Raw genomic sequence first — 21,269 nt, forward strand, 5'->3', positions numbered from 1 at the left:
GGGCATGCGAACAGGGCATGTCCATGGCAGCGTCAGAACGATATGGGAAATGCGGGATGGCGCAGCGCAGGGGTGGAACGCAGAGCGTGACGGAGCGTTCGACCGAACCGCAGACGGTGGCCGACATCATCGCTTCAGGCGATCCGTTCTCGGTGCTGGGGCCCCACGAGGTAGCACAGGGGACCTGGGAAATCCGGGCCATCATCCCCGACGCGGACGGCGTAAGCCTGCTCGATCGTGATGGCCACTCAATCCTTGCCCCCATGGAGAAGAGGCTTCCGGAGGGCCTGTTCGTCGGCGTTCTGAGTGCCTCCGAGCGGCCGGACTATCGCCTGCGGGTGCAATGGCAGGATCGTGTTGAGATCCAGCATGATCCCTATAGCTTCGGAACATTCCTATCCTATGACGAACTGATCCAGATTCGAACCCCTGGCAGCGATGCAGTCTATACGAAGCTCGGTGCTCATCGCTTGGATCTGGGCGGCATTCAAGGATTCCTTTTCTGCGTCTGGGCCCCCAACGCGCGCCGCGTGAGCGTGGTCGGCGAGTTCAACAACTGGGATGGCCGCCGACACCCGATGAGGCGACGTCACGAAGGCGGCGTGTGGGAGCTATTCATTCCCGATGTCACGGCAGGCCAGCACTACAAGTTCGAAATCATCGGTCTTCAAGGCAACCTGCTGGCGCTGAAGGCGGACCCAGTCGCCTTCGCGGCCGAACATCCTCCTGCGACCGCCTCTATCCTCAGGGAGAAATCGGCCTTCGAATGGCGGGACGGCGAGTGGATGAAAATTCGCACTCGTCGAAATCAGCGCAAGGCCCCCATATCGATCTATGAGTGCCATCTCGGGTCCTGGGCGCGCGTGCCTGAGGAAGGTAACCGTTATCTCACCTATCGCGAGCTCGCCGTCCGGCTCATTCCCTATGTGCAGGATCTCGGCTTTACCCATATCGAGCTTTTGCCGATCACCGAATACCCCTTCGACGGATCCTGGGGCTATCAGCCGATCTCCCTCTATGCACCGACGAGCCGCTTCGGAACTCCGGACGATTTCGCCGCCTTCGTCGAAGCAGCCCATGCCGCCGGCATCGGCATCATCCTCGATTGGGTTCCCGCGCATTTTCCAAACGATCCGCACGGATTGAGCTATTTCGACGGTACGCATCTCTATGAGCATGCGGACCCCCGCCTCGGCTTTCATCAGGATTGGGGCACGTATATCTACAACTACGAGCGCCAGGAGGTCGCCACCTTCCTCGTGGCCAATGCACGTTTCTGGCTTGAGCACTACCACCTCGATGGCTTGCGGGTCGATGCGGTGGCCTCGATGCTCTATCTCGACTACTCCCGCAAGCCGGGCGAGTGGATCCCGAACCGCTACGGCGGCAACGAGAACCTGGGCGCCATCGATTTCCTGCGCCGGATGAACGAGGTGGCCTATGCCTCCGCACCAGGCGCGATTACGATCGCGGAAGAATCGACCGCATGGCCCGGCGTGTCGCATCCGACCTATACGGGCGGCTTAGGCTTCGGGTTCAAATGGAACATGGGCTGGATGCACGACACCTTGCGCTACATCAGCAAGGATCCGGTCTTCCGGCGCTATCATCATCATGACCTGACGTTCGGCCTGCTCTACGCCTTTTCGGAGAATTTTATCCTCCCTCTCAGCCATGACGAGGTCGTCCACGGAAAGGGATCGCTCCTCCGCAAGATGCCGGGCGACCGATGGCAGCGCTTCGCCAATCTCCGCGCCTATTTCGGTTTCATGTGGGGACATCCCGGGAAGAAACTTTTATTCATGGGCGGAGAGTTCGCACAGGAACAGGAGTGGAATCATGACAACGGCCTCGACTGGCATCTTCTGAGCGATCCGGACCACAAAGGCGTTCAGACGCTGATCCGTGACCTCAATCGCGCCTACTGCTCGATCCCGGCGCTTCATGAGCGGGACTGCGAATCGAGGGGATTCGAGTGGATCGTCTCGGACGACAGGGACAACAGCGTCATCGCATGGCTGCGACGTGGCAACGATGAGGATTCGATCGCTGTGGTCGTCTCGAACTTCACACCCGTTCCGCGGGTGGGATATCGTATCGGCGTTCCCGCCCCGGGGTTCTACAGTGAGGCGGTGAATACCGATGCCTCCATTTACGGCGGAAGCAACGTGGGCAACCTTGGCGGCATACTTGCCGAGGCGACACCAAGTCACGGCTTTGCCCACTCCCTCTGCCTTACGATCCCACCTCTTGCCACCCTCATTCTCACTTTCGAACGCCCTTGATCGATCGAGCTGTTGCCACGGCCAGGCGGGACTTCCTGCCTCTTTGCGCGTTGATGAAGTGAACCGATCTGCTCCGCTTCTCGAGATCCAAGATGAATGACAAAGTCGAAACCCGTGAAACCACCTCAACCGAGATCGTCGCGCCAACCGTCCGGCGTACATCCCGGCTGCGGGAAGGACTGCCCTACCCTCTGGGCGCGACATGGGACGGGCTTGGCGTCAACTTTGCGCTCTTCTCCGCCAATGCCACTAAAGTAGAGCTGTGCCTTTTCACCCCCGACGGCAGGCGGGAACTGGAGAGGATCGAGCTTCCGGAATACACGGACGAGGTCTGGCATGGCTATCTGCCGGATGCTCGGCCAGGTACCATTTATGGCTATCGCGTCTACGGGCCCTATGAGCCCGACGCCGGACACCGGTTCAATCACAATAAATTGCTCCTCGATCCGTACGGCAAGCAGTTCCTTGGCGACCTGAAATGGGACCCCGCTCTCTTTGGCTATACGGTGGGATCGCCGGACGCCGATCTCTCCTTCGACGACCGCGACAGCGCCCCCTTCATGCCCAAGTGCCGCGTGATCGAATCGGCCTTTACCTGGGGCAACGAGCGCAGGCCGCAGATTCCTTGGGAGCGCACGATCATCTATGAGGCGCATCTGCGGGGTTTCACCATGAAGCACCCTGCAGTTCCAAAGGATATCCGCGGCACCTGCGCGGGTCTGATGCACCATGAAGCAATCAACTACATCAAGAGCCTCGGTGTCACTGCCATCGAACTCCTACCCATTCATGCCTTCGTGGACGATAGTTATCTCATCGAGAAAGGATTGCGTAACTACTGGGGTTACAACACCATCGGATTCTTCGCTCCCCAGCCGCGCTATCTCGCCACGCCGTTCGTGAATGAAGTGAAGGAAATGGTCAGCCATTTCCACGACGCGGGGATCGAGGTCATCCTCGATGTGGTTTACAATCATACGGCCGAGGGCAACGAACTGGGCCCGACACTGTCGTTGAAAGGCATCGACAACGCCTCATATTACCGCCTTGCGCCGGAAAAGCGTTATTACATCAATGATACCGGCACCGGGAACACTGTGAATCTCAGCCATTCCCGTGTCCTTCAGATGGTAACCGACAGCCTCCGTTATTGGGCGCAGGAGGTGCGTGTCGATGGTTTCCGCTTCGATCTCGCCACCATTCTCGCCCGCGAACCTCATGGCTTCGAGGAGGACGGCCGCTTTCTCGATGCGGTGCGGCAGGATCCAGTGCTCAGCCGGATCAAGCTGATAGCGGAACCTTGGGATTGCGGACCCGGCGGGTATCAAGTCGGACGCTTCTCGCCGGGCTGGGCCGAATGGAACGATCGCTACCGGGATACGGTGCGCGCCTATTGGAAAGGCGAGGACGGCAAGCTGCCGGAGCTTGCGTCACGCTTTACCGCCTCAGCGGATCTCTTCAACAAGCGCGGGCGAAAGCCATGGGCGTCCGTCAATTTCGTCACGGCTCATGACGGCTTCACGCTTCACGATCTCGTATCGTATAACGACAAGCACAACGAGGCGAATGGAGAGGACAACAAGGACGGGCACGATCACAACCTGTCCTGGAACCATGGTGTCGAGGGCGAAACGAAAGACCCCGAGATCCGTGCCCTGCGCAACCGCCAGAAGCGCAATATCCTCGCGACGCTGCTCTTCTCCCAGGGAACCCCCATGCTGCTGGCTGGCGACGAATTCGGCCGGACGCAGAAAGGCAACAACAACGCCTATGCCCAGGACAACGACATCTCCTGGATCGACTGGGAAGGTGTCGACGAGGACGGGGCCGAGCTTTTCGAGTTCACGCGCAAGCTGATCCAGCTGCGGCAGAGCTTGCCGATCCTCCGGCGCGGCCGTTTCCTGTCGGGCGTCTACAACGAGGAACTCGACGTCAAGGACGTGACTTGGCTCACCCCGGCTGGCGACGAGATGACTCCCGAGCATTGGCAAGATCCTCATGCCCGCTGCATCAGCATCCTCCTGGACGGGCGCGCGCAGCCCACAGGTATTCGCAAACGCGGGACGGACGTCACCCTGCTGCTGATCCTCAATGCTCACCATGACGTCGTGAAGTGCAAACTTCCCGCTGTGACCGGCGGCCGGGCCTGGAGCTGCCTTGTCGACACGAACAAGCCGGAATTCTCGTTCCCGACTCCGTTCAACTTCGGCAAGGAATATACGGTGACCGGGCGCTCGCTTCTCCTGTTCCAGCTCCAGTCGGAGGAACACTCAAAGCACGAAAGAAAGCGGGGCGCCTGAGAGGATGGTGTCAAATCACCTCAAGGCACGAGCGGTAGAGCTGTGCGTAGCGCTTGGCAGCCCTGTTCCATCCAACCTGCGCGGCCATGCCATTCTTCTGCACCCGGCGCCAGGAATCCCTGTCCGACCAAAGCATTTTCACGCGGTTGGCCGCATCAAGGAGGCCAGTCAGATTGACGGGAGAGAACTGGAAACCCGTCGCGACACCCGACGCGATGGCCATTTCATTCGCATCGATCACCGTGTCGGCAAGACCGCCGACGCGAGAGACGACGGGGACGTTGCCATAGCGCATCGCACAGAGCTGCGTCAGACCACAGGGTTCGAAACGGGAGGGAACCAGCAATGCGTCGCTGCCGCCCTGAATGAGATGCGCGAGCTCCTCATCGTAGCCCAGCACACAGCCGACTTGTCCCGGGTAGACGATGGAGGCAGCCCGAAAACTATCCTCGAGGATTCCTTCCCCTGCACCGAGAAGGGCAAGCTGCGCTCCGTCGGCGAGGAACGACGGCAGCGCTGCAAGTACTAGATCAAGCCCCTTCTGCTCGGAGAGCCGGCTCACCACCCCGAAGAGGATCGTATCGGGATCCGCGTCCAGCCCCAGTCGTGCTTGGAGGGCCGCCTTGTTCGCCTCGCGGCCCTCCAAAGTATCAGGGGTGAAGGTCGCGGCCAACGATTTGTCGGATGAGGGGTCCCAGACGCTCTCGTCGATTCCGTTCAGGATACCAAACACATCCTTCGAACGGGATCGCAGGAGACCGTCAAGCCCCATTCCACCTTCCGGAGTCTGGATCTCCTTCGCATATGTCGGGGATACGGTCGTGACCCGGTCGGCAAATCGCAGTCCCGCCTTCAGAAAACCGATCTGACCGTAGTACTCGACTCCATCCACTGTGAAGGCGTCGGGCGGGAGGCCAAGTTCATAGAGAAGATCCGCCGGGAAAATGCCTTGAAAGGAGATGTTGTGGATCGTCATGACAGTGCCGGGGCGAGGCAGGTCGCTGTAATGCAGATAAGCTGGAGCAAGACCGGCCTGCCAGTCGTGAGCGTGCACGATATCGGGAATGAAACCCGCCACCTCTCCTTGTCCGATAGCGGCTGCAATGCGCGCCAGCGCAGCGAAGCGGCGCGCATTGTCTGGCCAATCGCGACCATCGGGTGTCAGATAAGGGGAGCCCGGACGGTCGTAGAGATGCGGAGCATCAAGGACGAAAAGTTCCATCTGGTGAGCGCTTGCCGAGACGAGACGAGCCGCTCCCCCGAAGAGATCCGGATATTCACGAATGGTATCGATTTGCTCCAACGCCTTCATGACAACCGGATAACCCGGGAGGAGCGAGACGACCCGCACGCCCTCCTGTGCCAGAGCGAAAGGGAGGGCCCCAGCAACGTCCGCCAGGCCGCCTGTCTTGATGATGGGAAAGAGCTCCGAAGTGACGGACAATACACTCAGAGACTTCATCCAGAGAGCCTGTCGATCATCGGCTTCGTAATTAGGCAGATTCCACGCTCAGTACGACGGAACCGCCGAGCATCCTCTTCGGGATCCTCACCGACCACCAAACCCTCCGGAATGCGCACGCCACGGTCAATGACGACATTCCGCAGTTGCGCTCCGCGGCCGACATCCACGTAAGGGAGAATGACCGCCCCTTCCACATGGGCATGGGAATGTAGATGCACCGCGGTAAAGACGAGCGACTGTCGCAAGGACGCCCCGGAAACGATGCTGCCCCCGGAGACGAGGGAGTTGATGGCATGCCCGCGCCGCCCTTCCTCATCGTGAACGAACTTGGCGGGCGGCAAAGTTTCGGAAAAGGTCGAAATTGGCCAATCCCGATCATAAAGATCGAGCGTGGGGACAATGGCGGTCAGGTCGATGTTGGCTTCCCAGTATGCATCCACCGTTCCGACATCGCGCCAATAAGCCGGAGCGTCACTTCCACCCGCCTCGGCTCCCGAACGGACACAGGAACGCGTAAAGCGATGCGCCACCGCTTTTCCATGCCGCACAAGATAAGGAATGATATCCTTACCGAAGTCTCGGCTTGAGCCGGGCGTCTCGGCATCGCGCCTCAACTGGTCGAACAGGAAGCGTGTGTTGAAAACGTAGATTCCCATGCTGGCGAGTGCCATATCCGGATTGTCAGGAATCCCTGGAGGATCCGCAGGCTTCTCCAGAAACGAGACGATACGATCCGTCTCGTCGATGCCCATAACTCCAAAGCCCGTTGCCTCCATGCGCGGCACTTCCAGGCAGCCCACTGTCACGTCTGCGCCGGAATCCACATGCTGTCGAAGCATGATCTCGTAATCCATCTTGTAGATGTGGTCGCCTGCCAAGATGATAATGTATTCGGGATCGATGCTCGCGATGATATCGATGTTCTGATACACCGCATCGGCGGTGCCTTCATACCACATGGTCTCGGAAACGCGCTGGCTCGCCGGGAGAATGTCGAAGCTCTCGTTGCGCTCCGAGCGAAAAAAGTTCCAGCCTTTCTGGAGATGCCGGATCAGGCTGTGCGCCTTGTATTGTGTTGCCACGCCGATACGACGAATACCGGAATTCAGGGCATTGGACAGGGCAAAGTCGATGATCCGCGTATTACCACCGAAATAAACAGCGGGCTTGGCACGGATATCGGTGAGTTCCATGAGCCTGGAACCACGGCCGCCAGCAAGGATGTACGCCATCGCATGTCGGGCAAGAGGTGCAGAAGTAACACTCGGGCCGGGGGGCAACTCAAGTTCCTCACATCGGGGATGGTGACATGCTGTGTAGACGCCAGATCCGGCCGGAAGTTCTCCCTGCCGGCTCCGAACTTTGAAAATAGCTGCGTGCGGCGAACCTTCACCCCGGCCGAGGCGAAGGCTTACATACTCTGCAATCAGGTGCTCGTCTTCTTTGATCGCCTCCGCTTAGGCGCAGCGACGGTCCCTCCCTCTGAGACCTCGGCACCGGCGTCGGCGGCTGCCGCTGCCACGTCCTTTCTCTTACGAGGCTTGGGAGTCGCAGGGCTGCTTAGAACCTCGTCCAGAGTTTGGCTGGTCATCCCGAGCGGTGCGGGACTTGTCTCAACGGGCGCCACCTCGCCTTGGCCCGCGTCGGAGGGCAAACTGCTGCCGGACTCGTTGCTTTGCTGCCCGAGGATCTCCTGTTCGGCCTGATACCAGTATTCCTCGGCCCGGCCGGGGAGACTCCCATGCTGCATCCATAGTTCGTATGCCCGTTCCCGGATTCTCTGTTCAAGCTGCTTGTCCATAACACCTTTGACCTTCACCTGACGCGCCCGCGACAAGCGGCGAGCCTACCTGCCATCCGCAAGGCTGCAATCCATCGCTTGGAAGCTGCATAAGTTATTAGGCACGCCTCGTGAATGACAACAGGCAGGGTGAGCAAGCCTGAGCTTTTAGACCTCATCCCAGGATTAATTTTTGTGCGCACTACCAACGGGCCCTCACCGCTATAGGTACGATATTTCGCTCATTGGAACCTTGGCCTCGCTACTGAGTTGCCGTTTCAGTTTCCATGGCCATGAGCAACCTGCATTTCTGTAACGAACCGAATGTAATGACGGAATCTGCCGCTGTCCTACAAGCAGCACGCACGGCCTCGCGCCCGATCCTGCAGCCCGGCAGAAACTGCTGGCGCGTGGTGCCTGCAGACAAAGCCTCCGCCCTCATCGACGGAGAGGAATACTTTTCTAGGCTGGAAGCCACCCTGCGCACAGCTAAGCGTTCGATCATGATCGTCGGATGGGATTTTGATGGCAGCATACGCCTGCGCCCGGACATTTCTCCGGAGGAATCTCCCCCTCTGGGACCCCTTCTCCGGTCACTCGTCGAGGAGAGGCCGGAACTCGAAGTGCGCATCCTGGTCTGGAGCGTCGCCGTCGTGCATGCTCCCGGCGCACCGGGTCCGCTGATCTTCGGAGCTGAATGGCAAAATCACCCTAGACTTCACCTGCGTCTAGACAAGCATCACCCGCTCTATGCAGCACATCACCAGAAGATGGTCTGCATCGATGACAGTCTTGCCTTCGTCGGCGGCATGGACTTGACCGTCAGGCGCTGGGACACGAGGGATCATGCCTGCGGGAATCCATATCGTTTGCGAGACGACGGCACGATCTACGATCCGGTCCACGACATTCAGATGGTCGTCACCGGTCCTGCCGCCCGTTGCATAACCGAAATCGCCTATGACCGCTGGAAAATCGCAACCGGCGAAGAGATCCAACCTCTCCCGCAGCCAGCCCTGGACCCTTGGCCTACAGATCTTTGCCCCGACTTTACGAGTGTGCCGGTCGCCATCTCCCGCACCTATCCTGCCTGGGGCCAGCAATCCGCCATACAAGAAGCCGCGGCGCTCAACCTCGATGCCCTCTCCGCAGCAAGGAAAGCGATTTACATCGAAGCACAGTATATGACGGCGCCCTGCATAGGCGACATTCTGGAACAGCACCTGGCCGATCCCGAAGGTCCCGAGGTCGTGGTCGTTCAGACTCACGAGTCCCATGGTTGGGCCGAGAAGAAAGTCATGGGCACGAACCGGGACCGCCTGATCCGCCGCCTGAGGAGGGCGGACAAGTATGATCGGCTCCGCGTCTATTATCCGGTCGTCCCGGCCGAGGACGGCTTCTGCCAGGTTCTGATCCACTCCAAGTTGATCATTGTGGACGATACGTTTCTTCGCATCGGCTCATCGAATCTGAACAACCGCTCGATCGGCCTCGATACAGAATGCGATCTAGCCATCGAAGCCGCTGATGACGAGGTGCGGCGCACAATCGGCAGTCTCCGGGACCGCCTCTTGGGAGAGCATCTGGGCACGAGCCCCGATGACTTCTCGAAAGCTGTGGCTGACGAGGGTGGCTCGCTGATTGCTGCCATCGAGCGCCTGAATGTGAACGGTCGACGCCTGCATGCCTTTGGTGCGATGTTCGATGAAGGTCCCGCGGAACCTGCCGTTGGCACAAGTCTTCTCGACCCTCTCGAGCCCTTCGAGCCGCTCTGGTTTTTGAAGCGCGTCAGATAGAAATCATGCCTGTGCCGCAGCTTCGGCCATATCTGAGCGGACGGCATTCTTGCGGCGGTAGACGAGCTCCGTCACAAGGAACACAGGGATGCCGATGCAAAGCGGGATCAGAAAGTAGACAAACCGGAAGACCAGCAGCGGCCCAATGAGATCCTGCCCCGGCAGAAGGTACATGACGACGCTTTCGATGACCCCAAGGCCTCCCGGCACGTGGCTGACGAGGGCGGTCGTGTTCGCGATCACATACACCGACGCCACCCCACCATAGGCGACATCCGTGACGGCCGCGAGCGCCTGATGAAGACAGGCGGCCACGCAGGCGAAATTGGCGGAGCCGATGACGACCTGCCCGATGGCAAGCCGCAGCGATGGCATTTCCAGCGACCAGCGCCGGATCCGGAGCGGCCTGCGCACAAAAGTGGCGAGCACAAGATAAAGTGCTGGCAGTGCCAGACAGACCGTTCCGAGAACGATCACGGCGAATTTCGAGAGGCCCGTGATCTCGACCGCTAGGCTAGAGCGCAGCAACAGCGCCGCCCCGCCGAGCACCATCAGGCCGATTCCAACCGTCACGCCGCAGAAGACGATGACCTTCGCCACCTGCTCGGCACTCAGGCCCCAGCGCGTGTAGAACCTGTAGCGCACCGCGCCGCTGCTCAGGAAAGCCAAGCCGATGTTATGGCCGAGGGAAAGGCTGGTGAATGACGCCCACGCCGCCTTGTAATAGGGCAGCGGCCTGCCAACATAACGCAAAGCCAGATAATCGAATCCGCTGAGGCAGATATAGCTCGCGGCCGCAAACCCAGCGGCTGCGGTCAGGTGCGAGGTGGGAATGGCCGCGACCGCCTGGATCAGCTGGTCCAAACTGTAGCGACTGAGCGTGCGGTAGAGCAGGAAAGCGGCAAGGCCGATGGCAAGGACCGCAATCAAAGGCTTCCAGATCTTCCGCATCCACGTTCCCGTTGAATTGAATAATTCGTGGCAGGGCATGCCGCTCCCGTCCGCCTTCGCAGACCTAGGACAATCGATCCTAATGCATGCCGGTTCCGGCTCTAGCTGCGGACATGCGCCACACTGGCCCTTTGCCCCCTGACAGGCATGACCTGGAACTCGACCATGAGAGGCAGATGGTCCGACGCGACCCTCGCTGCCGGCGAGCGTATGGACTCGACGCGAACCACATGAACCGAATGGCTGACGAAGGCGTGGTCGATCCGTAACAGCGGAAGGCGCGACGGGAAGGTTGGAACAGCGCGTCGGTGCGGCGCGGCAACCTGGGCATCGCGAAGGCGGGATGCGAGACGCTGGTAAGCCCTGGATCGGGGCGAGGCATTGAAATCACCCAGCAGGATCACGGGCTCGCGGCATGCCCTGTGACTCAGCCATTGCGGCCCGAGAAGGCAATCTACCTGCGCCAGCCGCTCATACCGGCGCAGGCCCAGATGTGTCGTGATCACCTGCACGTCCGTTCCGCCAAGGTTGACCGAAGCCCAGAGCGCCCCTCTCGGCTCCGGCGCCAGACGCCCCATACCGCCGGGGAGCGGCCCGGCCTTGATCAACTGCGAGGGCCTATGGGTCAGAATCGCGTTGCCGTATTCCTCCTCCATGACCCGGAGACTGGCATGAAAGTGCATCTGCATTCCGAGCGCTTGCGCAATGGCATGCGCCTGATCGATGCCCCCGGTTCGAGCGCGCCTGACATCGAGTTCCTGGAGAGCCACCACATCCGGTTCATAAGCTGCAATCACATCGGCGATACGTCCCGGAGAGAGCCGCCCGTCCGTTCCGAGACAGCGGCGTACGTTATAGGTCAGTATCCGCGGCACCTCGCCTCCTTTCATCAGATCTGTGCGTGTGCAGGAAAAGCTGCGGAACGGCAGCTTCAGAAGCACTAACACCGCAAGGAGCGAGAATTTCCCTATTACCGAACTCCCCCGATCCAGCATCCAGCATATATCTCGGGACGCAGTAGGAAGGCATTCCTGCGGAAGTCACATTTCGGACTGAGCCATAGCTCCCATACGACTTTGCTGCAGCCTGAAGCCTGTCTATTCGGCAAGGCGATCAAAAAGAACAGGAGCCGTGCGTACATCCGGCACCGGCTCCCGTCTTTCTGACCGGCTGCCCGAGCAACCGGATTGGTTAAAGATACCCCAAACCCGATAGATGGCCGTGACGCATAGGAGGTATGAAATTGTCTCCTTAGAGAAACATGCCCTCTTGCAAAGATGCCTCTGGCTGGGGCACTGACCGTGTTCGGCGCATGAGACATTCCTGCCGGGCCCTAAATTTCTCCTTGCGGCCCGTGCAGGTTATGAACATGGCGCGACTCGGAATGGAGCCGACATGAGCGAGCAGTTCTCTCTTCAGAAAGACAAGATACGGGTGCTTCTGCTCGAAGGGATCAACGAGAGCGCGGTCGGGCTGATCAGGGCTGCCGGCTACACGAACCTGACCTATCTGAAGACTGCCCTCGACGAGAAGGACCTGATCGAAGCTCTCCAGGGAGTCCATATTCTCGGCATTCGGTCACGCACCCAGCTGACCCGCGACGTCCTTGCCGCCGCCAATCGGCTTGTAGCGGTCGGCTGTTTCAGCGTGGGCACGAACCAGGTTGACCTGGAGGCCGCCCGCCAGGCCGGCATCCCGGTTTTCAACGCTCCCTTTTCCAATACCCGCAGCGTCGCCGAGCTCGTGATCGGTGAGATCGTCATGCTGCTGCGCCGCATCTTCCCGAAATCCACGTCGGCCCATGCAGGCGGCTGGGAGAAGTCGGCCATTGACAGCCATGAGGTGCGCGGCAAGACGCTCGGCATCGTGGGCTACGGCAACATCGGATCGCAGCTGTCGTATCTCGCCGAATCCATGGGGATGCGCGTCATCTTCTACGATCAGACCGACAAGCTTCGTCACGGCAACACGGAACCGGCGGAAAGCCTGCAAGAGCTGCTGCGTCAGAGTGACGTAGTGAGCCTGCACGTCCCTGAGACGCCCGCGACGCACGGCATGATCGGTGCCGCCGAGCTCGCCGCGATGAAGAAAGGTGCCTATCTTATCAACAACAGCCGCGGCACCGTGGTGGATCTTGATGCGCTCGCCGAGGCTTTGAAAAGCGGCCACCTGCGTGGAGCGGCCGTCGACGTGTTCCCTGTCGAGCCGGCGTCCAACAAGGAGCGTTTCGCGACGCCGCTCCAGGGTGTCGACAACGTCATCCTGACCCCGCACATCGGCGGGTCCACGGAGGAGGCGCAGGAGCGCATCGGAGCCGAGGTCGCCAAGAAACTCATAGACTATTCGGACGTAGGCTCGACCATTGGTGCCGTCAACTTCCCGCAAGTGCAGCTTTCGGCGCGCGCCACGGGTACGCGCTACATCCATGTGCATCGTAACATACCAGGGATCCTTGGACGCCTGAACCAAGCCTTTTCCGAGCGTGGCCTCAACATTACAGCACAACACCTTCAAACCGATGGCGAAATCGGCTACGTCGTCATCGAAGTCGAGGGCCAGCCTGAGCAGAGCCGTGAAATGCTGCAAGAGATCCGTGCCCTGGAGGGTACGATCCGCGCACGTCTGCTCTATGCACTGGGCTGATCAAACGGGCCTTTGCCGATATCGGTACTTTCCTAAAACGCGTCGCCGTGCTTGGATTGCCGGATGATCGCACGCGTTCAGGAACGCCTTAGAAATCTTCTGCAGCAGACGGCATCACGCCTCGCTGATGCAGCGCGTCTTCCGGCTGTGATCGTGAGGAATACGGAGGTTGCGCTCGGCCCTGTCCAACCACAATCGAAACCTAGAGAGCGCAACCACTCGGACGTCGTACCTCTCACCTCCCCACCATCTCCTGAAGAACAAATCAATTCGACTGACATGAGCGCCTCCGTCGAGACAATAGCCGAGCAGATGCTCACTCTGGTAGATATCGTTTCATCTCAGGAGAAGGACATCAGGACCTTGAAGGAGCAGTGCAGAAGGCTGGAAGAACACAACCAAGCCATCATGGTCGCTTTCTCGGCCTTCTTCCATGTCCTGGCGGTGGGGCGCGTGGCCAAGGCTGGCGAAGTCGCTACACTTCTGCAAAACATCAGCAAGATCGCCGAGCAGGAAGGACGCCCCAAGGAGGCTGTGGCCTTCCTCCAGAATCTTTCAAAGATGGTTCCTGGCCAAACGGAAGTTGGCTCCGGCAAGTAGCAAGGTCACTGCCTCTCCCCGCCCTCCCAAGCCTGCCCTCTTAAGCATCCTTTAACCTTGAGATTCGATGTTCGATAAGCAGCCGATCGCTCTGCGCGGCCGTGATGAAACCGTTGATGCCCCTTTCGGAGAAGAAAGCCATTCATGTCGGTGGAGAGAACATTCGCAGCCGTCGAGAATCTGATCGCTGATCATGTTGCAGCCTCCTTGAAGAAGGAGATCAACTCTGCAACGGCTGAAAGCACGGCGGCTCAAGTTCGAAGCCGCATCACGGATTACTTCCAGCCGAGCACCGTATGCTTCGATCAGGACAATTTCCCGCTCCGGTCCTGGCGCTCTACAGCCGTCCACTCAGAGCATTCGCATTCACGCCGCCGGCCGACAGGCACCCCTGACCGTACGGCGCAGTTGGCTCTGCTGCACCAGACGCTTGAAACGATCCACCACAATGCGGCTGCTTCGATTCAACAAAATGCGCAGCCTGCTCATGCCGAACTACTTCTCGAACGCCAGCAACTCGTTTTGAAGAACGAGTTCACCGAGGGATTCGGGCGTATCGAGATATGGTTCGTATCGACTACCGTCTTCACTCTGGTTCTGCTCAGTGCAATCGAGCTCCTCTGGGCATTCCCGATCCTCGCGCTGAGTATCGGCCGGTCCTGGCATCTGGATCGGCAATGCAGGAAGCGTCGCACCAGAATCTCCGAGATCGATGCAATCGCGCGGCCCACTGTGAGGATATCTCACGCTTGAGGCGGCAGGAGCGCATCCCGAAGAGCCTGCCAACTGTCCTTGTCGGGTGCACTGATCAACCCACCTCCCCGATTGACTGGACGATAGGGCGAGCCGTCGAAATGAGCCGAGTAGCCGCCAGCCTCACGATGGATCAGCCAGCCCGCCGCATGATCCCAAGGCATCACGCTCGACGAGAACGCAAAGTGCAGATGACCGCTGGCGATCTGGCGATAGGTATGCGCGGCGCATCTCAAGTCCGCCGCCATAGCGACGCGGGGCAGATGGCCGGAAACTACGGGCCGAAGCGCCTCTGGCAGGTAGCGCCAAGAGACATTGCCCGCCATCTGTGAGAGCGGAACGGCCGATGCGACGTTCAAGGGACGCGTGCTGCCGTCCGGCCGCTGAAGCCATGCTCCCTCCCCCCGCACGCCAATGGCCCAGTCGTCCGAAATCGGATCGAGGATGACGCCGCATACCACCTCTCCCTTCATCACGGCCGATGCCATGACGCCAAACAGAGGCAGGCCGGACGCAAAGTTCAACGTACCGTCCACCGGGTCGAGGATAAAGGCGAGTTCCGCATCACCCAGCCCATCGAGAAGCCTTGGATCGCGGCTGACGCCCTCCTCGCCGATCACGACGGCCCTCGGAAAGACCCGCAGGAGTTCGGCTCCCATGACACGCTCTGCGGCCTCATCCGCATCCGTCACCAAGTCGAGCTCGGATGTCTTCGTGCGGATCGCACCGGCGGACAAGTTCCTGAATCTCGGAAGAATCTCGGCTTGTGCGGCTTTCCTGAGAATTTCCGCAACGGCGAGGGCATCTGCTCTGGAGAACGTCATCGGGCTTTGCACTTTATGAGTGGCTGGTCGCTCATGCCTTCTTTATGAACGTGTATCAAATCATCTCAAGCGGCCGCTTGCGCTTTGGCGGCGGGAACTCGGCGTTGATCGCACTCAACTCATCCGGACTCAGCCGGATCTCGAGAGCGCGACGGTTCTCCCGCACATGGATAGGGCTTGATGCCTTGGGAATGGCTATGATGCCGGGCCTCTGAAGCAGCCAGGCCAGGGCGATCTGATATGGCCCCGCATTGTGGTTGCGTCCGATTTCATGCAGGATGCCCGCCTTCGGAAGGCGTCCCTGTTCGATAGGGCTATAAGCCATAAGCGGGATTCGGCGCTCCCCCATCCAGGGGATCAGATCATACTCCGCCCCACGCCTGGTCACGTTATAAAGTATTTGATTGGTCGCGCAGTTGGCCCCGCCCTCAATGGCGAACAGTTCCTCCATATCCTCAATATCGAAATTGCTGACCCCCCAGTAGCGGATTTTGCCCGAGCGACGCAGTTCCTCAAATCCAGCAACCGTCTCCTGCAGAGGCACATTTCCACGCCAGTGCAGAAGATAGAGATCGAGGCGGTCCGTCCCGAGCCGTTCCAGACTGCGCTCGCAGGCGAGGACGACGCCTTTGCTGCCGGCATTGTGCGGGTAGACCTTGCTCACGAGAAACAATCGATCCCTCTCCGGGCCCAAGGCCTCGGCGATGAGTTTCTCCGACGCCCCCTCCCCGTACATCTCCGCTGTGTCGATCAGGGTCATGCCTAGCTCGACCCCCAGGCGCAGTGCTTCGATTTCCTGAGCACGCCGACTGCTCGTCTCGGCCATCTGCCAAGTTCCTTGGCCGAGCGCAGGAACGGTTTCACCTGAAGGCAGCGTGACGTGTCGGCTCATTGTTGCACCTTGAGGAAGAAGGCAAGCATTGGCGCTCAGCCTTCAGTAATTGAAGAGGATCTCGAATCCGGACGGGCTATTGCAGGCGAGGTGTCTTCATGTATCGGCTCCGGTCAGCTGATCTGACCGTCACGTCGAAGGTATCGCCTTCCCGCTCCAACGTCAGAGGCACATCCACCCCGGCTGCCCCAAGCGCCCAGATTGCCCGGTAGAATTCCGGCAGGGACGATACAGCGTGTCCTGCTACAGCTTGCACGTTATCCCCAGCCCTTAAGCCAGCCCGCTGCGCCGGAGCGTTGCCGGCGAGCCCGATAATCGAGACCCGATCCTCTTCGGTCTCGGAAGCATAAAACCCAAGCCATGGCTTTGGCGGCGTGCCAACTCGTCCCAAGGTCAAAAGGTCGTCGAGAATCGGCTTCAGAAGATCGATGGGGACGCTCATGTTCAAGGGGACGATAGCGCCACCCTGCGCCTGATGCTGAAGCTGCAGCGAACCGATGCCCACGAGATCCCCCCGTGGACCGATCAGAGCCGCGCCGCCCCAATTCGGGTGGGCCGGCACGGTGAAGATGGCATCGTCAATGAGATACTCCCAGTAGCCGGCGAATTCCTGGCAGGCGACCACCTGGGCACTCAGGGATTGGGAGAGCCCGCCACTGCTGCCCATGACCGCCCAATCCCCGGGCGACAGCCGCCGGGAATCCCCCAACGACATAACCGGCAGCCCAAGCGGACCGAGCGCCTGCACCAGGCCGAAGCCGCTGTCATAATCGTAGGCAAGCACATGTGCCTCGACCATGCGACCCTTATTGGTGGCGAGCCAGACCTCCTCGGCCTCGGCGATCAGGTACCCGATGGTCGCGACGAGGCCGTCCGTCCGGATGACCACACCCTGACCGGCCCGCTCGATTCCGAGGGTCTCGGCGGTAAACGCGTCCTCGGGCACTCGGGCCCGAAGCGATACGATGGAACTCAGGGCTTCTCGCAGATCATAGGCGAGAGCGTCCGGGTCGGGCTGGAACTCCGGCGGGATCTGCCATTCCTCCGGTGACTGCATCGCAAACTCCTTAAACCCGCCTCCCAGGACCTGGTTAGGCCAGGCCGCGGGGGAACTTCCATAGAATCAACATGGCGGACCGTACCGGAGGTTCAACCCGTACTCATTAGACGAAAGGCAGCCGGAGCGAACACGAAGGCTTGACCTCAATCAAGGCTGCCGGCCCGAGAAGGACGCCCGAACTCATCACCCGCTACGGACAGCGTGTCCCACGGTACACGAGCTGTCCCGCCGCGCCGCATTTCAGGCCCGGGCGAGGCGCTCGACGACGATCGGCTGCGCCGAAGCGTCGTCGAGCGCCTCATGTGCGATTTCGCAGTCGACCGCGCCCACATCGCCCGTGAGGACAGGAAACCCGTCCTCACGGCCAAGGCCTCGGCCATCGACGAACTGACCCGGGGCAGACCTGTGAAACTCGCCGGACTGGCCCTCACGACCCTCAAAGAACGGCGCCCTGCGGCATTCGCGTGCCGTCTAGGCTTTTCCGGGACCGTCGGCGGGGCAGAGCCCCTGGTTGATGTGCACCAATGCCCCTCCTCCGGCAACCAGATCTGTCCGCAATCAGTGAAGAGTCGTTTCCGCACGATCCATTTGATCGTGCTGGCCGTTGCACTCAGGATCTATGACAATCTCCGTTCCTTCGCTGTGATCGCGGCCCCAACGCTCCCGATTAAGCCATCCTAGTCGATCTGCCTCATCGCCGCTTCTATTTCTTCTTCATCGAGATCTGGCCGCAGAAAGTATATTACTTCACAGGTCTGCTGGTGCTGGCCGCGCCTGCTCATATTCTCATGAACGCCGTCTGGACCGACGGATTCTACGCCGTCGAGCGCAGGATCGAAGGCGATCCTCGCGAGCGGATGCGCAAAGACAGGGAGAATTTCACTTTCGAAGCGGCACTCAAAAGGGTGTGAAACATTTCGTCTGGCCGGTGGACCGGGGGCATGGGTTCCCTACTTCGCCGATGCGCCCACCCTGATCTATGAACGGGCCACCTTCTAGTTCCTTCCGAGCGCCTCCCGAAAGACAGCCAAGTCGATTTCCCCTATGTCGCGCATCGATATCGCCGACCACCTGGGACTGACGATCGAAACCGTCTCGCGTCTGCGCCTCGACGCGTGATTGGTACCGGCCTCAGATTCCTGGATTGAGTCCTCGTACGTAATCCTTGGCGCGCTTTTGCACATCGCGCCACAAGCGCAGCTCCCGCTTCGCATCCGCGAGTGCGCGATGGTCGGGATCACCCTTCGCCTCATCTTCGAGCCGTGCACGAGCGAGAATCTCCTTTGCGCGGACGGCTTGCTCACCTTCTGTCAGGCCAGACTCCTGCAGTATTCGTGCGATCACCTCCTGATGCGCGACATCCGTGTCCTGCAGGCGCAGTGCATGCCGCGGAAGACCGGCGCCTCGCAGTAATTTGCTGAGCCACTGACCGTCCCACGAGGGAGCGGTTGCAAAGAGGGCGTGGCCCGAGAGAGCTTCCAGCATGTGATTGGCGACCTCGTCGTGCGGCGTCCCCTCCGCAAGGAGCCGTTCTCGCGTCAGACGATGGGTCGCCTCGGACTCTGCAGACCAGTCTGTCCACGAAGGTGCAGGTCTGATGAGGTAACTCTCTTCCTGCCCCGACGCGAACACCCAGCCGACCTCGATCGGATAGCTATCCTTGCCGAGCGAGGATGCCTCGAAATCCAGGAAGACGATATCCGGCTGTCGGCTCATCGGATGCGGCTCCAGAACATTCTCGTTGTGCAACTGCCCATTCAGGTAAACGAGAAAGATCGCGAGATCGCTGGCTCAGGCGGGAAAGCAGAAAAAATGCGAGGTCACGCGGATGCTAAGGCCCTTATCGGAACGACATTCTTCGCAATCGGCTGTGTCTTGTCCAGGAGGGTCTGAATCTTCTCGGCAAGATCGGTGGCACGGTATGGCTTGTAGAGGAGCTCGACATCCTCGATCGTTTCCTCGCCGTCCACATAGCCGGTCGTCAGGATAATCTGCACATCCGGCTTTTCGCTTTTGATTAGCCGCGCAAGATCGATTCCGCTGATTCCGCCGGGCATGCGAACATCGGATAGGACAAGTCGGATCCGATCGTTCGCTTTCAGCAATGTAGCCGCCGCATCCCCCGTCTCTGCTTCGATCACGTCGAATCCGAGGGCGCACAGCGTCGAGATCGCCACCTGCCGCACAGCGGGATTGTCTTCGACGACAAGAACAGTCTGCCCGGCGCCGAAAGGCGCTGTATCACTCACCTGCTTCTCGCTCGTGCTCTCGGCAACTCCATAAGCCCGCGGCAGGAAGATGCGGATGGTAGTTCCTTCGTTGGGAGCGCTGTCGATCTCCACATGGCCATGAGATTGCTGCACGAAACCATAAACCATGCTGAGGCCCAAACCCGTTCCCTTGCCACTCTCCTTCGTCGTGAAGAAGGGCTCGAACACGCGTTGGAGAATTTCCGGCGGCATGCCGACCCCTGTATCGCACACGGAGATCATGACGAAGTCACCCGGGTGCTCAACCTTGTTTTCGTCGAGAGTCTGAGTGGCAACCGTGATCGAAAGATCGCCGCCATCTGGCATGGCGTCGCGGGCATTGACCGCAAGATTGAGCAACGCAGCCTCGAGCTGCGCCCGATCGACCTCGATCGGGTAGATGTTGTCCTCGACCTGGAGACCGATATTGATATGCTCGCCCAGGGTACGGCGCATGAGCTCCAGGAGTCCCGGCATCAGGGCTCCGACGTCGACAACGGAAACCTGCAAGGGCTGGCGTCGCGAGAAGGCCAGAAGCCTGTGCGTGAGATCGGCGCAGCGTTGCGCCCCCTCCATCGCCATCCTGACCCTGGGTTCCGCTTTCGCATTGCCTTTGATCGCCCTCTGCAACAGGTCCAGATTGCCGATCACCACGCTCAGCATATTGTTGAAGTCATGGGCGATGCCGCCGGTCAATCGTCCCACGGCTTCGAGCTTGCTGGCATGGAGCAGGTTCTGCTCCATCTGCTTTCGTTCCGTGATATCGAACCACATGCCGAAGAATTCACGTGGTCGTCCATCATCGTCATGCATCAGCATCGTCTGGTCGAGGAAGAACCGCTCGCTGCCATCGGCACAGGTCCAGCGGTATTCCAATGTGATGGTCCCTTGATCCGTCAGATCGTGGAGTTGGCTTAGTACCCTGTCCCTGTCATCGGGATGAAGCCGTGATGACCAGAAGTCCGGTGAATCCAGAAAGGCCTTGGGCGGAAAACCCGTGATGCGCTCGATGCTCTCATTGGTGAAATGTAGCTGCCGATGATCCTCATGGATGGAGGCGGTGTAGAGGGCGATCGGCAATGATTCCAGTACAATGGACTGGTGCTCCTCGCGGCGGCGAAGGGCCTGCTCAGTCTTGAGCTTCTCGCTGCGGACCCGAAGGTTTTCCATCAGGAGACGTCTTTCCTCCTCCCCCTGCCTCCGGATCTCCTCGGTCTTCCGGTAGAGGTCGACGAACACATCGACCTTCGACTTCAGGATCAGTGGCTCAATGGGCTTGAAGACATAATCAACCGCACCGGCCGAGTAGCCGCGGAAGACATGCATGTCCTCCTTGTTGAAGGCCGTCAGGAACAGAATCGGCACACGTGACGAGCGTGGCCGGTTGCGGATGAGACCCGCAACTTCGTAACCATCGAGGCGAGGCATCTGCACGTCCAACAGGATCACCGCGAAATCATACTGCAGGACCTGCCGTAATGCGGCCTCGCCGGAATCGGCCTTGACGATTTCGATCCCGGGGGCGCGGAGGATCTCCTCCACGACAGTCAGATTCCGGGGGTCGTCATCGACCACCAGAATCTTGGCCGGCACAGGATTGGACATGACGGGCCCGAGAATCTGAGGCTTCAGATCAGCTTCTGGCACGCCCCGCCCGTAACGTTCCATCAT

Annotated in this window: 18 protein-coding genes; 8 read left to right on the top strand and 10 right to left on the bottom strand. The window is 59.9% G+C overall.

From position 1 onward, the window contains the following. Positions 1 to 56: 56 nt before the first annotated feature. Entirely contained in the window at positions 57 to 2,285 is a 2,229-nt protein-coding gene (glgB, locus tag GR328_RS01045) for a 1,4-alpha-glucan branching protein GlgB (protein ID WP_160882679.1), read from the top strand. 92 nt (positions 2,286 to 2,377) lie between these two features. Further along, the gene (gene glgX, locus GR328_RS01050) at positions 2,378 to 4,585 is read left to right on the top strand and encodes a glycogen debranching protein GlgX (RefSeq protein ID WP_160882680.1); all 2,208 of its coding nucleotides are present in this window, start codon (positions 2,378 to 2,380) and stop codon (positions 4,583 to 4,585) included. 10 nt (positions 4,586 to 4,595) lie between these two features. On the opposite strand, the gene glgA is transcribed toward glgX, so the two are convergent. From glgA to GR328_RS01065, 3 genes are all read right to left on the bottom strand, one after another. Beyond that, positions 4,596 to 6,047 (bottom strand): glycogen synthase GlgA, encoded by a 1,452-nt coding sequence (gene glgA, locus GR328_RS01055; protein ID WP_160882681.1) that lies wholly within the window; start codon positions 6,045 to 6,047, stop codon positions 4,596 to 4,598. Further along, the gene (gene glgC / locus GR328_RS01060) at positions 6,044 to 7,330 is read right to left on the bottom strand and encodes a glucose-1-phosphate adenylyltransferase (RefSeq protein WP_281351889.1); all 1,287 of its coding nucleotides are present in this window, start codon (positions 7,328 to 7,330) and stop codon (positions 6,044 to 6,046) included. Before glgC ends, glgA begins: the two co-directional genes overlap by 4 nt. Before the next feature lie 146 nt (positions 7,331 to 7,476). After that, positions 7,477 to 7,851 (bottom strand): DUF2934 domain-containing protein, encoded by a 375-nt coding sequence (locus GR328_RS01065; RefSeq protein ID WP_160883004.1) that lies wholly within the window; start codon positions 7,849 to 7,851, stop codon positions 7,477 to 7,479. Between the two features lie 308 nt (positions 7,852 to 8,159). Here GR328_RS01065 and GR328_RS01070 point away from each other — a divergent pair, with 308 nt between their 5' ends. Further along, the gene (locus GR328_RS01070) at positions 8,160 to 9,626 is read left to right on the top strand and encodes a phospholipase D-like domain-containing protein (RefSeq protein WP_170304092.1); all 1,467 of its coding nucleotides are present in this window, start codon (positions 8,160 to 8,162) and stop codon (positions 9,624 to 9,626) included. A gap of 3 nt (positions 9,627 to 9,629) precedes the next feature. Here GR328_RS01070 and GR328_RS01075 read toward each other — a convergent pair whose 3' ends face one another. Both GR328_RS01075 and GR328_RS01080 read right to left on the bottom strand, forming a co-directional pair. After that, entirely contained in the window at positions 9,630 to 10,577 is a 948-nt protein-coding gene (locus GR328_RS01075; protein WP_160882682.1) for a lysylphosphatidylglycerol synthase domain-containing protein, read from the bottom strand. A gap of 101 nt (positions 10,578 to 10,678) precedes the next feature. Further along, positions 10,679 to 11,452 (bottom strand): endonuclease/exonuclease/phosphatase family protein, encoded by a 774-nt coding sequence (locus GR328_RS01080; RefSeq protein ID WP_160882683.1) that lies wholly within the window; start codon positions 11,450 to 11,452, stop codon positions 10,679 to 10,681. A gap of 520 nt (positions 11,453 to 11,972) precedes the next feature. Between GR328_RS01080 and serA the strand changes: the two genes are divergently transcribed. The 3 genes from serA (at position 11,973) to GR328_RS01095 (ending at position 14,573) form a co-directional block, all read left to right on the top strand. Then, positions 11,973 to 13,220, top strand: coding sequence for a phosphoglycerate dehydrogenase (gene serA, locus GR328_RS01085; RefSeq protein ID WP_160882684.1), 1,248 nt, complete (start codon positions 11,973 to 11,975; stop codon positions 13,218 to 13,220). Between the two features lie 63 nt (positions 13,221 to 13,283). Continuing rightward, positions 13,284 to 13,820, top strand: coding sequence for a hypothetical protein (locus GR328_RS01090; protein WP_160882685.1), 537 nt, complete (start codon positions 13,284 to 13,286; stop codon positions 13,818 to 13,820). Between the two features lie 207 nt (positions 13,821 to 14,027). Beyond that, positions 14,028 to 14,573, top strand: coding sequence for a hypothetical protein (locus GR328_RS01095; RefSeq protein WP_160882686.1), 546 nt, complete (start codon positions 14,028 to 14,030; stop codon positions 14,571 to 14,573). Here the strand turns inward: GR328_RS01095 and GR328_RS01100 are convergent. From GR328_RS01100 to GR328_RS01110, 3 genes are all read right to left on the bottom strand, one after another. Next, complete coding sequence (locus GR328_RS01100) at positions 14,564 to 15,397, bottom strand: inositol monophosphatase family protein (protein WP_160882687.1); 834 nt, start codon at positions 15,395 to 15,397, stop codon at positions 14,564 to 14,566. The two genes, GR328_RS01095 and GR328_RS01100, sit on opposite strands and share 10 nt — an antisense overlap. 55 nt (positions 15,398 to 15,452) lie before the next feature. Next, positions 15,453 to 16,289, bottom strand: coding sequence for an aldo/keto reductase (locus GR328_RS01105; RefSeq protein WP_160882688.1), 837 nt, complete (start codon positions 16,287 to 16,289; stop codon positions 15,453 to 15,455). Between the two features lie 76 nt (positions 16,290 to 16,365). Next, positions 16,366 to 17,346, bottom strand: a complete 981-nt coding sequence (locus GR328_RS01110) for a S1C family serine protease (protein WP_160882689.1) — start codon at positions 17,344 to 17,346, stop codon at positions 16,366 to 16,368. Positions 17,347 to 17,550: 204 nt separating this feature from the next. On the opposite strand from GR328_RS01110, the gene GR328_RS26605 reads away from it, so the two are divergent. Both GR328_RS26605 and GR328_RS01115 read left to right on the top strand, forming a co-directional pair. Then, positions 17,551 to 18,030, top strand: a complete 480-nt coding sequence (locus tag GR328_RS26605) for a hypothetical protein (RefSeq protein WP_170304091.1) — start codon at positions 17,551 to 17,553, stop codon at positions 18,028 to 18,030. A gap of 363 nt (positions 18,031 to 18,393) precedes the next feature. Further along, the gene (locus GR328_RS01115) at positions 18,394 to 18,468 is read left to right on the top strand and encodes a hypothetical protein (protein ID WP_425487003.1); all 75 of its coding nucleotides are present in this window, start codon (positions 18,394 to 18,396) and stop codon (positions 18,466 to 18,468) included. 12 nt (positions 18,469 to 18,480) lie between these two features. Here the strand turns inward: GR328_RS01115 and GR328_RS01120 are convergent, their stop codons facing one another. Then, complete coding sequence (locus GR328_RS01120) at positions 18,481 to 19,065, bottom strand: 3'-5' exonuclease (protein WP_160882690.1); 585 nt, start codon at positions 19,063 to 19,065, stop codon at positions 18,481 to 18,483. Between the two features lie 104 nt (positions 19,066 to 19,169). After that, entirely contained in the window at positions 19,170 to 21,269 is a 2,100-nt protein-coding gene (locus GR328_RS01125; protein ID WP_160882691.1) for a response regulator, read from the bottom strand.

The sequence above is a fragment of the Microvirga makkahensis genome (genome assembly GCF_009830105.1).
Classification (GTDB): domain Bacteria; phylum Pseudomonadota; class Alphaproteobacteria; order Rhizobiales; family Beijerinckiaceae; genus Microvirga; species Microvirga makkahensis.

Bases quoted from the DNA above. Each gene is read 5' to 3' on its own strand.
- glgB (WP_160882679.1), top strand. From the start codon at position 57: ATGGCGCAGCGCAGGGGTGGAACGCAGAGCGTGACGGAGCGTTCGACC.
- glgX (WP_160882680.1), top strand. From the start codon at position 2,378: ATGAATGACAAAGTCGAAACCCGTGAAACCACCTCAACCGAGATCGTC.
- glgA (WP_160882681.1), bottom strand. From the start codon at position 6,047: ATGAAGTCTCTGAGTGTATTGTCCGTCACTTCGGAGCTCTTTCCCATC.
- GR328_RS01065 (WP_160883004.1), bottom strand. From the start codon at position 7,851: ATGGACAAGCAGCTTGAACAGAGAATCCGGGAACGGGCATACGAACTA.
- GR328_RS01070 (WP_170304092.1), top strand. From the start codon at position 8,160: ATGACGGAATCTGCCGCTGTCCTACAAGCAGCACGCACGGCCTCGCGC.
- GR328_RS01075 (WP_160882682.1), bottom strand. From the start codon at position 10,577: ATGCGGAAGATCTGGAAGCCTTTGATTGCGGTCCTTGCCATCGGCCTT.
- serA (WP_160882684.1), top strand. From the start codon at position 11,973: ATGAGCGAGCAGTTCTCTCTTCAGAAAGACAAGATACGGGTGCTTCTG.
- GR328_RS01090 (WP_160882685.1), top strand. From the start codon at position 13,284: ATGATCGCACGCGTTCAGGAACGCCTTAGAAATCTTCTGCAGCAGACG.
- GR328_RS01100 (WP_160882687.1), bottom strand. From the start codon at position 15,397: ATGACGTTCTCCAGAGCAGATGCCCTCGCCGTTGCGGAAATTCTCAGG.
- GR328_RS01105 (WP_160882688.1), bottom strand. From the start codon at position 16,289: ATGAGCCGACACGTCACGCTGCCTTCAGGTGAAACCGTTCCTGCGCTC.
- GR328_RS01110 (WP_160882689.1), bottom strand. From the start codon at position 17,346: ATGCAGTCACCGGAGGAATGGCAGATCCCGCCGGAGTTCCAGCCCGAC.
- GR328_RS01120 (WP_160882690.1), bottom strand. From the start codon at position 19,065: ATGAGCCGACAGCCGGATATCGTCTTCCTGGATTTCGAGGCATCCTCG.
- GR328_RS01125 (WP_160882691.1), bottom strand. From the start codon at position 21,269: ATGATGGAACGTTACGGGCGGGGCGTGCCAGAAGCTGATCTGAAGCCT.